Source organism: Segatella paludivivens DSM 17968 = JCM 13650, assembly GCF_000373185.1.
Taxonomy (GTDB): domain Bacteria; phylum Bacteroidota; class Bacteroidia; order Bacteroidales; family Bacteroidaceae; genus Prevotella; species Prevotella paludivivens.
Window position 1 is genome coordinate 1 of record NZ_KB890671.1, and the last position, 13,280, is coordinate 13,280.

The following is a 13,280-nucleotide window of genomic DNA, read 5'->3' on the forward strand; positions in this document are numbered from 1 at the left end:
GCGATATAAATATACAAAATATTTGTCAAACATCCTAATATATAACGATGTAATTATCTGATTTATAGTTAATTACATATAAATTATAAGTAAAATATATAGGACTTATTTTAAAGCTTAAATTCAACTAAATTAGAGAAGAACCGAATCACTATACATATTTTAAGACCGTTACTGATAGTCTTTATATCTTCTGAAATCCTATACTGAAAAGGTTGACATCATTGTTAAAATGAAGTATAACTTTTCAGTATAAAGTAATCATGTATGATCATGTATGATTCATGTATGATATGGCATATACATACATTAGTAAACGTATTGACTATGATAGACTTACGTTAAAAATGTATGTTATGTATGTTATTTTTCTTTTTTCAGCAGATTAAAATCTACTACCAAACTAGTAGTAATCGTTGAATCTACTGACTTATGAACAGCACCTAAACTCTTAAAAATGATAATATATTGATGCTACAATATCATGGATGTGTTTGGTGTCAGAGAAATTTGGACGTTGCTTGGCAACATTAAACAACCCTGCATTTCCTTCAATTCCTATACGGAACTTACCAGTCTGATACATGATGCTAGGTTGTATTCCAATATTGAAGTTTTTAATTTTGTCTGTAGAGGGGGGAGTTGGAGCGTCAGGCATCACGTCATAATAGTATTGGTCGTTTTTAACACAGAAAGATAATACTGGACCTAGTCCTAGCACCCAAGCGTTATTTCCTTCCTGAATATGATATTGCATTATTATAGGAATATCAAGGAAGGTGAACCCGTCATCATCATCCCCAGCGTTAGAGGAGAATGGTCTAACGACATCTTGACGTATAGCAACACCTGGCATAATAGACAACTTATCTGAAAGATAGTAGTTAAGTCCATAGCCCATTTTTATGGACATACCAGTCTCTGTATCTCCAGAAGTATTGTCTATAAATAATCCACCAGACACATAAATGTTATGCTCAAACTTCTTTTCCTGAGCATTTGATGTTATGCTTGTAAGCATTAACAAAGTGGTTAAAATAATAAGTCTCATATTTAGTTTTACTTATAAATTATAGTAGCTCTGGTATCTGAAAAAGTTTTATACCGTTGGAACCTTTTATTAGTATGTAATAACCCTCTGGACGTTTTTTAGCAATCTCTTTTTTCACTTCTTCAACATCTTTGAATTTGCGGTAATCTGTATCTGTTTCCCCGAATTCATCACCAACAAGCCAGATTTCTTTAAAACCGTATTCTTTCAGTTTGTCGACAATTTTTTGGTGCTCTACCATTGAAACATCACCTAGTTCGCGCATGTCTCCTAATATAGCCATCTTCTTGTCAACATCCATTACTTTGAAGTTATCAATTGCTGCAGCCATGCTTGAAGGGTTGGCATTATAAGCATCAACAATCAGTTTATTGTATTTTGTAACATCAAGTTGGCTTCTGTTGTTGTCAGGAGTATATTCTTCTAAAGCTTTGTTTATCATTTTGGCTTCCACCCCGAAATGCAAACCTATTGTTATAGCAGCTAGCATGTTATCAATGTTATAAGCTCCGATAAGATGAGTCTGAACCTCGTAGGTCTTTACCTTAGAATCGGTAGATGAAAGATCTGTCCAACAGAATTTTAGAAATGGTGCACAACTGATAACCTCGCCGTTAACATTGGCGTCATCAGTCTGACCATAACTTACAATACGGTTAAATTCCCTTTTCTGTGCCATTTCCACTAAGTCATCGTTACTCTCATTGAGGAACAATAGACAATCATGTTCTTTTAAAAAATCATACAGTTCTCCCTTTGTCTTCTTTACGCCTTCAAAGCTTCCGAATCCCAGCAAATGGGCACGACCTACATTGGTAATCATACCGCATGTAGGTTCAACATATTCCACGAGTTTCTGTATGTCTCCGGGGTGGCTTGCGCCCATTTCTACAACAGCTATATTGTGATTACTGTCAAGACGCAGCAAAGTCTTTGGTACGCCTACATCATTATTGAAGTTGCCCTCGGTATGCATGACATTATATTTTGTAGCCAATACCGCAGAAACAAGTTCCTTAGTGGTAGTCTTTCCGTTTGTACCGGTAATGCCAATAACAGGAATATCGAAATGTCTTCTGTGCTCTCTTGCAATTTCCTTGAATGTATTGAGACAGTCGTCAACGAGAATAATATTGTCGTTTCCAGCCACAGCATATTCCTTTTCATCAATGATAGCATAAGAACATCCCTTCTCCAGAGCTGCCTCGGCAAACTTGTTGCCGTTGAATGACTCACCCTTCAATGCAATGAAAATACTGTCTTTAGGACAAGTCCTACTATCAGTAGTAATACAAGGATGCTGCTGGTAGATTTTATACAATTCTTTTATATCCATGTCGTATATGTTTCTTTTATGATTGCAAAGTTACATTTTTTTCTTTTAAGACAAATAATCTGCTAATTATTTATTGCTAATATTGGAATTTTAATTTGGATAATAGTCAAAAATATGATAACTTTGCATGGTATGAAATATATGGACTATACAATTAATGTTCGTGGAAGGTTGATAGACCTTTCGACTCCCAAAGTAATGGGAATACTTAACTGCACTCCTGACAGTTTTTATGTCGGAAGCAGAAAGCAGACTGAGCGTGAAATTCTGGAAAGAGCTACTCAGATTGTGGAGCAGGGCGGTGACATTATCGATATAGGAGCATTCTCTACACGTCCAGGTGCAAAGGAAGTTAGTGAGGAAGATGAGACGGAAAGACTGCGATATGCACTTGGTATAGTAAGGCATGAATATCCCGATATTCCTATTTCTGTTGATACTTATCGTCCTCTTGTAGCAAAAAAGTGCATCACTGAATGGGGTGCAGATATAATAAACGATGTGAGTGAAGGCGGAATAACCGGTATCGTTAATACTCTGATAAGCGAAACTGGCAGTATGTTTGATGTTGTTGGTGAATTGAAAGTACCATATATATTGATGTCGGTAAAACCCAATATTCATGATATGGTGATAGCCTTTGCTGATGAGGTACAACAGTTGCGAGACCGAGGTGCAAAAGATATAATCCTTGATCCCGGCTTTGGCTTCGGAAAAACATTGGAACAGAACTATGCTATTTACGCAGAAATGGAGAAACTGCAAGTATTTGAACTTCCTATACTTGTTGGTATATCAAGAAAGAGCATGATTTTCAAACTGCTAGGTGGAGATCCTACCACGGCTCTAAACGGAACAACGATTCTCAATACTATTGCTTTGCAGAAAGGTGCCGGAATATTGCGAGTGCATGACGTAAAAGAAGCAATTGAAACTGTAAAAATTGTGTCTGAAATGCGGAAGTCAACTCAAAGCTAACATATAATAATATTTACAAATGCTTTTTGAATTTGGAATAAAAGATATAATCGACATCTTTCTTGTCGCACTGATATTATACTACCTTTATCGATTGATGAAGGAAAGTCGCTCGTTGAATATCTTTATCGGTGTTATGGTGTTTGTAATAGTGTGGCTTTTTGTAAGTCAAGTGCTTGAAATGCGCTTGTTAGGATCTATACTTGACAAATTCGTGAGTGTTGGTGTTATCGCCATGATTGTTCTTTTTCAAGAGGAAATACGTAAATTTCTTTATACACTAGGCGCACATCAGCGAATAAGACAATTCGCCCGTTTGTTTACGTCTAGCAAAAGTGATAAGGATATAGAGGCTACCAGAATAACTATAATGCCAATCGTTATGGCTTGTATGAGTATGTCTAAGGGAAAAATAGGTGCTTTGATTGTTATAGAGCGAGGTGCACCGCTTGATGACATTATTGATACAGGTGATGTTATAGATGCTAATATTAATCAGCGACTTATAGAAAATATATTTTTCAAGAATTCTCCACTCCATGATGGTGCGATGATTATATCTAATAAAAGAATTACGGCTGCAGGATGTATATTGCCTGTAAGTCATAATAGAGATATACCTAAAGAGTTAGGATTGCGTCACCGTGCTGCTATGGGAATAAGTCAGGAAAGTGACGCGATAGCAGTTGTAGTGAGTGAAGAAACTGGAAGAATTAGTGTAGCTGTCAAGGGACAATTTCATTTGAGATTGTCAGCAGAGGAGCTTGAGAGCATTTTAACCCGCGAAATAGACTGATTTTATATTTTTTTATCCTTAACCAACTCCTCGTTTTCAATTAATTTTGCTAATTTTGCAAACTGTAAATAGCAATTTAAATATTTTATTTCGAAATTTATATATTATATACATATTAACAAACTATGGACTTATTACAGCAAATAGTTGCGCGCGCTAAAGCTGACAAGCAGCGCATCGTGCTCCCAGAAGCTGAGGAGGAGCGCACTTTAAGGGCAGCCGATAAAGTTTTGGCTGACGACATGGCAGAAATCATTTTGATTGGTAACCCTGACAACATCAAGAAACTTGCAAAAGAGTGGGGACTTGGAAGTATAGACAAGGCTACTATCATTGATCCTATGAACAACCCTAAGAGTGAAGAATATGCTGAAAAACTTGCAGAACTTCGCAAGAAGAAAGGTATGACAATTGAGCAGGCTCGTGAGCTGGTTACAAAAAATAATTTGTATCTCGGTTGTATGATTATAAAAACTGAAGGCGCTGATGGTCAGATTAGTGGTGCATTGAGCACTACTGGTGATACTCTTCGTCCTGCACTTCAGATAATCAAGTGTGCACCAGGTGTTACATGTGTAAGCGGTGGATTACTTTTGTTCTCTCAGCAGAAAGAATTTGGCGAGAATGGTGTTCTTGTTATGGGTGACGTTGCAGTTACACCAGTTCCTGATGCTAGGCAGCTTGCAGAAATCGCTGTTTGTACAGCTCAAACAGCAAAGACTATTGCTGGATTTGCTGAACCTCGTGTAGCAATGTTGAGTTTCTCAACAAAGGGAAGTGCAAAGCATGAGGTTGTTGACAAGGTAGTTGAGGCAACAAGAATAGCTCATGAAATGGCTCCTGAATTGAAACTTGATGGAGAATTGCAGGCTGATGCAGCTCTTGTACCATCTGTTGCAGAGAAGAAAGCTCCTAATAGTGATATTGCAGGAAAGGCAAATGTTCTTATCGTTCCAAACCTTGAGGTTGGAAATATTGGTTACAAACTTGCACAGCGTTTAGGTAATGCCGTTGCAATTGGTCCTGTACTTCAGGGTATAGCGCGCCCAGTAAACGACCTTAGCCGTGGATGTACTGTTGATGACATCTATTACATGGTAGCAATTACAGCTTGTCAGGCTCAAGATGCAAAGAAATAAAAATCATTAAATTAAAATATATGAAAGTTTTAGTTCTTAACTGCGGAAGTTCTTCAATAAAATATAAGTTTTACAATATGGATGATGAGTCTGTATTGGCACAAGGTGGTGTTGAGCGTATTGGTCTTGACAATGCATTTATTAAGGTAAAACTTCCTAATGGGGAGAAAAAGCAGATAATGGCAGACCTTCCTACACATAAGGAAGGCGTTAGCTTGGTATTCAAGTGCCTGCTTGATTCTGAAATAGGTGCAATAAAGAGTCTTGACGAGATTGATGCTGTTGGTCATCGTATCGTACAAGGTGGTGACAAATACAAACAGAGTATCATTGTTGATAAGAGCGTTGAAGACGGCATAGAAGAACTTTGCGATCTTGCACCTGTTCATAATGCAGGACACTTGAAAGGTATTCGTGCTGTAGATTCATTGATGCCTACAACACCTCAGGTTTGTGTATTTGATAATGCTTTCCATAGCACAATGCCAGACTATGCATATCTTTATGCAGTACCTTATGAACTTTATCAGAAATATCACATACGTCGTTATGGTTTCCATGGAACGAGCCATCGTTATGTATCACAGCGTGTTTGTGAGATTCTTGGTCTTGATATAAATAATTCTAAAATCATAACATGCCATATCGGTAATGGAGCAAGTGTTGCTGCAATACTTAATGGTAAGGTTATAGATACATCAATGGGGCTAACTCCTCTTGCTGGTCTTATGATGGGTAGTCGTTGTGGTGATATTGACGCATCTGCTGTTACTTACATCATGGATAAGCTCAACTTGAAGCCACAGGAAATGTCAAGCTATTTAAACAAGGAGAGTGGTGTGCTCGGTATTACCGGTATATCTAGTGATATGCGTGATATTGAAAACGCAGCTCATGAAGGCAACGACCGTGCACAGCTTGCGCTTAAGATGTACAATTATCGTATAAAGAAATATATTGGCGCTTATGTTGCTGCTCTTGGTGGTGTTGACGCTATTGTATGGACAGCCGGTGTAGGTGAAAACCAGACCGATACTCGTGAAGAGGCTTGCGCTAATCTTGAATATCTCGGTATAAAGATTGATGTTGAGAAGAATGCAAAGATTCATGGTGATGAGGCTATAATCTCAACACCAGACAGTAAAGTAAAAGTTGTTGTTGTGCCAACTGATGAGGAAATTGTTATCGCTCGCGATACAAAGGAACTCGTTGAGAAAGCAGGCAAGTAATTTAAGGATATACAACAATAAGCCCTCTCCTTTAAGGAGTGGGCTTTTTTATAATTATATGATGGATAAGAAGATCGTTACTTTCGGAGAAATTCTTTTGCGCTTGTCAAAGGAAAATAATTCCCGCCTTTCTCAGGGGAGGCAGTTTAATGGTGATTTTGGAGGCTCTGAAGCTAATGTTGCTGTCTCATTATCGGTATTAGGAGATAATGTGGAGTATGTGACTCGTGTCCCTGAAAGTCCTATGGGCAATGCTGCGTTGATGCATCTTCGTGAGTTTGGTCTTGATACAAGTCATATAGTAAAAGGTGGTGACCGTCTTGGCACATATTATTTTGAGTCGGCGGCATCTATGCGTAATTCCGTTGTTGCGTATGATCGCAATAATAGTTCCTTTTATAGTCTAAAACATGGAGATATTGACTGGGCTCCGATATTTGATGACGCAAAGATATTTCATTGTTCAGGTATTACATGTGCTATGAGTAGAGATGCCTTGGATACAACGTTTGATGCATTGGAACTGGCAGAGAGAATGGGAGTTGAAATTACATGTGATATCAACTACCGCAAGAATCTTTGGCATTACCCTGGAGCAAATGCAAAGGCGACTCTCCATAAACTGATGGAATATAGTTCATTTATATTCGGTGATCAGAATGAATGGGAAGTCGGCAGTTCTTTGAAACATATACCTTTTGAGGCAATGGACTCTTCGTATAAAATTGACGAGGATGCTTATATTGCTTATTTCAAAGAATTACAGAAACAGTTTCCACGATGCAAGCGTATGTTGATAGCTTTGCGCAATCAGATAGCGTCAAGCCATCATACTCTTACAGGAGTGCTTTATTCAGAAGGTAAACTATATAAGACTAAGATCTATGATATTAATCCTGTCGTAGATCCTATGGGATGTGGCGATGCTTTTGTAGCTGCATTTATTCATGCCCGTATGAAATGGGTTGATGACGATCAACGTTGTCTTGATTTCGCGATAGCAGCCTCTGCCATAAAAAATACCATTATTGGCGACCAGAATCTAGCAATAGAAGATGAAATAATAGAAGTGATGAATCACTAACGATTTACTTCATTATATAAAATAAAAAAGTCATACGATGAAAGGTTTAACCTTATCATGTATGACTTTTTTGTTTTTAGCTAAATACTTACTGAAGTAGTCTAGTAGATAATTCCTACACAGACTCCAAATGTGTATTTGTTGTATGCTGTATTTTCATATTTCTTAGTCCTCAGATAATTACCATATATTTTAGCAAACCAATTTGATGTAGTTCCCTTAATAGTTATAGGATGCTCATAACTCAATTCTCCGTGCACGAAACCATAGTCAACTGCATAATATTTCATATCAGGTAACAGAACACCTTGTGCGTATTCATTTGTATTGTCAGCTAGATTGATACTGTTGCGTGTAGAGAAACTATATCCTGCACTGAGGGCATATCCAAGTCCAGTGTTGCATAAGTCCATACCTTCTTCAAATGCGATGTTTAAGCGTCCGTATTTTAGTTCTGAAGTATTAAGAAGATACTTGTTGCTTACATTATTATAGTTAGCTATGAATCCCATGTAAGCAAATATTCTGTCTTTATAAGGAATGCTCATTCTATAATGTGCATCAAGATTTAAAACTCTTATCTGATATCGCTTATTAAACTTAATCTGAGTATCATATCTATATGAATTGAAACCTGTTACAGAGTCTGTGTTGATAATCAGTTTCTGTCTGTATTCATCAGCAAATCCCTCTTCGTAACTTGCTTTAAGATCTATCTGATGAATTAATTTTCCAGTTGTCAGTCTATTTTGTGATTGTAAACCATATATGTAATTGTAGTAGTGACCAGGACTATACTTATATACGCCGAGTACACTCTCACTTCCACGCTGGATGCTTATACTATTTAGTGAATTTAAAACATTACCTTTATATCCATAAGATATTTCTGCACCAAAGTTCTGGTTTACCCATTCACGGCTGAAACTTCCGTAACCACCAGTTGTGCCGTTTGCATTCTCAAGTCCGCTCATCAAATAATATTTCAATGTAGCGTCAGTCTGCACGGTTGTTACATTCTGTATTTTCTCTTTGCGTCTGTTATACCATGCTGCAAGTCCGATACTGCTGTTACCGAAGTTATATATTGCAGACGGAGTGAGTTTATATTCAAGAAGTTCTGATCTTGATCTAGGATCACGTAGACGACTTAAATCACCTAGGTTGTAATCAATGCGTGCACCAAAGTTCCATTTCCCAATTTTTGTAGTACCAATAGCCGCAGTGAGATTTATATTCTGGAAATCGTAGTTTCCATATACTGACGAACCGCTGAAATAAGGGTCACTGTTGTATGGGCGAACAACGTCAGCCCAAGCACGATCTTTCGTTTTACCGTTGTTGAAATCAAACTTACCAATACTAATATTATCTTATTTTTTGCAAATGTATTAAAATATATTAATGTCAACAATATCTCAATGTAGGTATTTTTGTATTTAATGTCGTTTTTAACGTTTCATATTTGCAAAATACTCTTTTAATGCTTAATGATATTACCAAAAAGTAGCTAATGTTTTTGTTGGTTTCAAATATTATATTAACTTTGCAAGAAACCATAAGGAAAGATTTATGACACAGACAGAAAAAACCAAGATAGAAGAACATATAGTAGATGTGTTAAAGACTGTTTACGATCCAGAGATTCCTGTAAATATATGGGACTTGGGTATGATATACAAAATAGAAGTTCAAGACGATGCTAGTGTGGAATTGGATATGACGTTTACTGCACCAAATTGTCCTGCTGCTGATTTTATCCTTGAGGATGTTCGTACGAAGGTTGAAAGTGTAGACGGTATTACTTCTGCCAATGTTAATCTCGTTTTTGAACCTGCTTGGGATCAAAGTATGATGACGGAAGAAGCTCGTGTAGAACTGGGTTTTGAATGATAATAGAAATTTAGATAAAGTGATTATGAGAAAGAATGTTTATTTTCTCTCAGATGCCCATCTTGGATCATTGGCAATAGAGCATCCGCGTATGCAGGAAAGACGCCTTGTTCGTTTCCTTGATAGCATAAAAGATAAAGCTTCTGCTATATATCTATTGGGAGACATGTTTGACTTTTGGGATGAATACCGTTATGTCGTACCAAAAGGATATACACGCTTCTTGGGTAAATTGAGCGAACTATCAGACAGTGGAGTCGAAATCCATTTCTTTACTGGTAATCATGACCTTTGGACTTATGGATATCTTGAGGAAGAGTGTGGGCTAATTGTTCACAAGAAACCTGTCACTACTGAAATATATGGTAAGGTGTTTTTTTTAGCTCATGGTGATGGACTCGGAGATCCTGACAATAAATTCAAGATATTAAGGAAGATTTTTCATAACCGTACGTGCCAGAAGTTGCTTAATTTCTTTCATCCTCGTTGGGGAATGGCTTTGGGACTAAACTGGGCAAAGCATAGTCGCATAAAACGTATTGATGGCAAAGAGGTTCCTTTTATGGGTGAGGACAAGGAGTATCTTGTACAGTTCACTAATGAATATATGGCTAACCATAATAATATAGATTATTTTATCTATGGTCATCGACATATAGAATTGGACCTGAATTTGAGCAAGAAAGTTAGAATGCTTATCCTTGGTGACTGGATATGGCAGTTCACTTATGCCGTATTTGACGGTGAACATATGTTTATGGAACAATATGTAGAAGGTGAGACCGAGTTTTAAAAAAGCGGTCTTATCTTTTTTACAGTTTGCCGCTTTCACGATATGAATAATATTTCCCGTCTGTTATTATAACGTGATCGAGGAAATATATACGCATTAATTCGCAGGCATTTTTAACTCGTTTCGTAAGTTGATCATCTGGTCCGCTTGGAAATGGATTGTTGCTTGGATGATTATGGCATAGCGCAATCACGGTAGTATTGCAGAGTAAAGCCTCTTTCAATATTATTCTAATGTCAACAGCTGTTTCACTTATGCCTCCATGACTGATACGCATAATCTTTATCAGTTTGTAGTTTTGATTAAGCATCATAGCCCATGCCTCTTCAACATCAAGATCCTGCATTCTTGGGTGCATGTAGTCATATATCGCCGATGCAGAGCTGATGTTTTGACGCTCTTCAGCCTTTTCCAATGATCGTCTTTTTCCTAGTTCGCATGCTGCGAGTATAGTTATCGCTTTAGCGGGACCTAATCCGTTATATTCTTCGAGTTGTTGAATACTTAGTTTTCCTAATGTGTTTAGATTGTTGTTGCAATCGTTTAAAACTCGTTTCATTAAGTCGACAGCACTCTCATTGGTGTTTCCGCTTCCAATCAGAATGCCTAATAATTCAGCATTGCTGAGGGAGTCGGCACCAAGTCTTTCTAGTTTTTCTCGTGGGCGATCTTCAAGTGCCCAATTAGTTATAGATAGTTTTTCCACTTTTATTATTTGTAGAATGTTTTTTTGTATGCGCTAAATTCGTCTTTTCCTCTTACGCAACGTTTCCACCAGGAATTAATGAAACCGCAACCGTAACCTGTTAGTTGTACGTAAGCCGCGACAATACTCAGCAGACCCACTTTTATACTTTTGTTTACCTTTGTGGAGTCAGCGAAAATCAGTAGGCAATACAGTATGATAGGCAACGCTGCACATAAAGTCATGACGTAACCTGCTGTTTGCCATTTCCCTTCATCTGCAGTCAGCATAGTAATGATTCCTGAAATGCATAATGTAAAAAGGAACATCATTCCGACTGTGAATACCATTGGTAGCAGATGTACCAGTTTCAAAGACTCTGGATATTTCTTATAAAGGTTTATGCGCGCGATACCGCTATTGAAAACCTGTCTCCAGAATTTATTGAAGTCAGTGCGTCGTTTGTGCCATACCCATGCATCAGGAAATAGTCTACATTTATATCCGGATTTGAAAATGCGTATGCTAAAATCTATATCTTCACCGAAACGCATATCACTAAAGCCGTTTAACTTGCTGTAAACATCTCGCTTTATTCCCATGTTGAATGAGCGTGGATAGAATTTATCCAGTTTCTTCTTTCCTCCGCGTATTCCTCCTGTTGTGAAAAAGCTTGTCATGGAATATGATATAGCTTTTTGAGTGTCGGTAAATGAATCGTGTGCACGGTCCGGACCTCCGAAAGCATCAGCATCATTGTTATTGATTTCATCGCCAATGGCTTTGATGTAATTCTCTGGAAGCACAACGTCACTGTCAAGGATTATTAGATATTCACCATTAGCTCTCTGTGCTCCGTAGTTTCTGCTTTGTCCAGGACCACTATTCTCTTTCATGAAATACTTTAAATCAAGTTTTTCTGAATACTTGTCGCAGATATCTTTACACGTAATCTTTGAACCGTCTTCGATAATAACGACTTCAAAGTCAGTTAAAGTCTGTATTGTGAGGCTTTCGAGTAGTTCGTCAACTTCGTTAGGGCGATTGTAAACAGGTACTATTATTGAGTATTTCATAATTTATATATATAGAGAGTAACTAAGGTGCATAAAAGCAAAAAGGTAAAAAAGTAAACATTTTATGGTAGTATTTTTACTCCCATGTATTTACTTTTTCACCTTAAAGTATTTGATTTTTAATTATTCCTTTACGCGGCCTAAATAACTTCCGTCACGTGTGTCAACCTGAATAAGGTCACCTTCGTTGATGAAAAGAGGTACGCGAACTTCAACACCTGTTTCAAGAGTTGCAGGCTTTGTTGCGTTAGTTGCAGTATCACCCTTGATTCCAGGTTCGCTGTGAGCAACATGAAGATTAGTCTTTACAGGCATTTCAGCAAGTAGGATAGTGCCATCGGAAGTATCAGTAACAACTTCAACAATGTCGCTTTCTTTCATGAAGTCAACACCAGTAATCTGCTGCTTACCTACAGGAATCTGCTCAAAAGTCTCTTGGTTCATAAGAATCATTCCGGTAGTGTCTTCGTAAAGATATTGATAAGGACGGCGCTCAACGCGAACATCCTCAAGTTTGAAACCGACCTGGAATGTACGCTCAAGAACGCGACCATCAGCAACGTTCTTTAACTTTGTGATCATAACAGTGTTACCTTTTCCTGGCTTTCTGTGCTGAAAGTCAATACAAGTCCAAATCTTACCATCCATGCGAATACATGTACCGATCTTAATTTCTTGTGAATTAATCATTATTGTATTTTTAATGTTTATAATTTCTTAAAACGTTTGATGCAGTGTTTATAACTGAATTTCGACTGCAAAGTTACTATATTTTTATAAAAAAACATCAATTTGCAACTTAAAAAACTCTTAATTCTTTGGTATTTCGAAAATTATGAGTAATTTTGCAACCCAAAAGGTTTAAACTTGACTTTACAAAGTGTAGATATTATACTCAGAAGTGTTTTTAACTTTTAATTCAGAAGTGGAGGAATTGTATGCGCGGATAGCTCCGACATCATTTACAAGCAATAAATAACAAAATAAATAAGTAAAAAAATGAAAAGAACATTTCAGCCTCACAACCGCCGTCGTGTAAACAAGCACGGTTTCCGCGAGAGAATGGCAACAAAGAATGGTCGTCGTGTATTGGCAACTCGCCGTGCTCGTGGTCGCAAGAAATTAACTGTATCTGACGAGAACCACGGTAAATAATCCGTTGTTGGTCGCAGATCACGATAAGAAGCAGCAAAGAAAGTATTTTCCTTGCTGCTTTTTGT

At 37.4% G+C, this 13,280-nt stretch carries 14 protein-coding genes; 8 read left to right on the forward strand and 6 right to left on the reverse strand.

Going from position 1 to position 13,280, the window contains the following annotated elements:
* Positions 1-451: 451 nt before the first annotated feature.
* Complete coding sequence (locus B045_RS0110990) at positions 452-1,051, reverse strand: outer membrane beta-barrel protein (protein ID WP_154650160.1); 600 nt, start codon at positions 1,049-1,051, stop codon at positions 452-454.
* Positions 1,052-1,070: 19 nt separating this feature from the next.
* Positions 1,071-2,387, reverse strand: coding sequence for a UDP-N-acetylmuramoyl-tripeptide--D-alanyl-D-alanine ligase (locus tag B045_RS0110995; RefSeq protein ID WP_018464308.1), 1,317 nt, complete (start codon positions 2,385-2,387; stop codon positions 1,071-1,073).
* Between the two features lie 132 nt (positions 2,388-2,519).
* On the opposite strand from B045_RS0110995, the gene folP reads away from it, so the two are divergent.
* The 5 genes from folP (at position 2,520) to B045_RS0111020 (ending at position 7,613) form a co-directional block, all read left to right on the forward strand.
* Complete coding sequence (gene folP, locus B045_RS0111000) at positions 2,520-3,365, forward strand: dihydropteroate synthase (protein ID WP_018464309.1); 846 nt, start codon at positions 2,520-2,522, stop codon at positions 3,363-3,365.
* 19 nt (positions 3,366-3,384) lie between these two features.
* Entirely contained in the window at positions 3,385-4,161 is a 777-nt protein-coding gene (gene cdaA, locus B045_RS0111005; RefSeq protein ID WP_018464310.1) for a diadenylate cyclase CdaA, read from the forward strand.
* A 125-nt stretch (positions 4,162-4,286) separates the two neighbouring features.
* Entirely contained in the window at positions 4,287-5,300 is a 1,014-nt protein-coding gene (gene pta, locus B045_RS0111010; RefSeq protein ID WP_018464311.1) for a phosphate acetyltransferase, read from the forward strand.
* Between the two features lie 20 nt (positions 5,301-5,320).
* On the forward strand, positions 5,321-6,529 hold the full coding sequence (locus B045_RS0111015; protein ID WP_025883286.1) for an acetate kinase: 1,209 nt from the start codon (positions 5,321-5,323) through the stop codon (positions 6,527-6,529).
* A gap of 61 nt (positions 6,530-6,590) precedes the next feature.
* The gene (locus B045_RS0111020) at positions 6,591-7,613 is read left to right on the forward strand and encodes a sugar kinase (RefSeq protein ID WP_025883284.1); all 1,023 of its coding nucleotides are present in this window, start codon (positions 6,591-6,593) and stop codon (positions 7,611-7,613) included.
* A 101-nt stretch (positions 7,614-7,714) separates the two neighbouring features.
* On the opposite strand, the gene B045_RS14610 is transcribed toward B045_RS0111020, so the two are convergent.
* Complete coding sequence (locus B045_RS14610; RefSeq protein WP_404827976.1) at positions 7,715-8,980, reverse strand: DUF6850 family outer membrane beta-barrel protein; 1,266 nt, start codon at positions 8,978-8,980, stop codon at positions 7,715-7,717.
* Positions 8,981-9,185: 205 nt separating this feature from the next.
* Here B045_RS14610 and B045_RS0111030 point away from each other — a divergent pair, with 205 nt between their 5' ends.
* Together B045_RS0111030 and B045_RS0111035 are read left to right on the forward strand one after the other, a co-directional pair.
* On the forward strand, positions 9,186-9,506 hold the full coding sequence (locus tag B045_RS0111030; RefSeq protein ID WP_018464315.1) for a metal-sulfur cluster assembly factor: 321 nt from the start codon (positions 9,186-9,188) through the stop codon (positions 9,504-9,506).
* A gap of 25 nt (positions 9,507-9,531) precedes the next feature.
* A complete protein-coding gene (locus tag B045_RS0111035) occupies positions 9,532-10,299 on the forward strand; it encodes a UDP-2,3-diacylglucosamine diphosphatase (RefSeq protein ID WP_018464316.1) in 768 nt (255 codons plus the stop codon).
* 19 nt (positions 10,300-10,318) lie between these two features.
* Here B045_RS0111035 and radC read toward each other — a convergent pair whose 3' ends face one another.
* From radC to efp, 3 genes are all read right to left on the reverse strand, one after another.
* A complete protein-coding gene (radC, locus tag B045_RS0111040) occupies positions 10,319-11,005 on the reverse strand; it encodes a RadC family protein (RefSeq protein ID WP_018464317.1) in 687 nt (228 codons plus the stop codon).
* 5 nt (positions 11,006-11,010) lie between these two features.
* The gene (locus B045_RS0111045; protein WP_018464318.1) at positions 11,011-12,060 is read right to left on the reverse strand and encodes a glycosyltransferase; all 1,050 of its coding nucleotides are present in this window, start codon (positions 12,058-12,060) and stop codon (positions 11,011-11,013) included.
* 123 nt (positions 12,061-12,183) lie between these two features.
* Complete coding sequence (gene efp, locus B045_RS0111050) at positions 12,184-12,750, reverse strand: elongation factor P (RefSeq protein WP_018464319.1); 567 nt, start codon at positions 12,748-12,750, stop codon at positions 12,184-12,186.
* Positions 12,751-13,059: 309 nt separating this feature from the next.
* On the opposite strand from efp, the gene rpmH reads away from it, so the two are divergent.
* Entirely contained in the window at positions 13,060-13,215 is a 156-nt protein-coding gene (rpmH, locus tag B045_RS0111055; RefSeq protein WP_018464320.1) for a 50S ribosomal protein L34, read from the forward strand.
* The last annotated feature ends 65 nt before the right edge of the window (positions 13,216-13,280 follow it).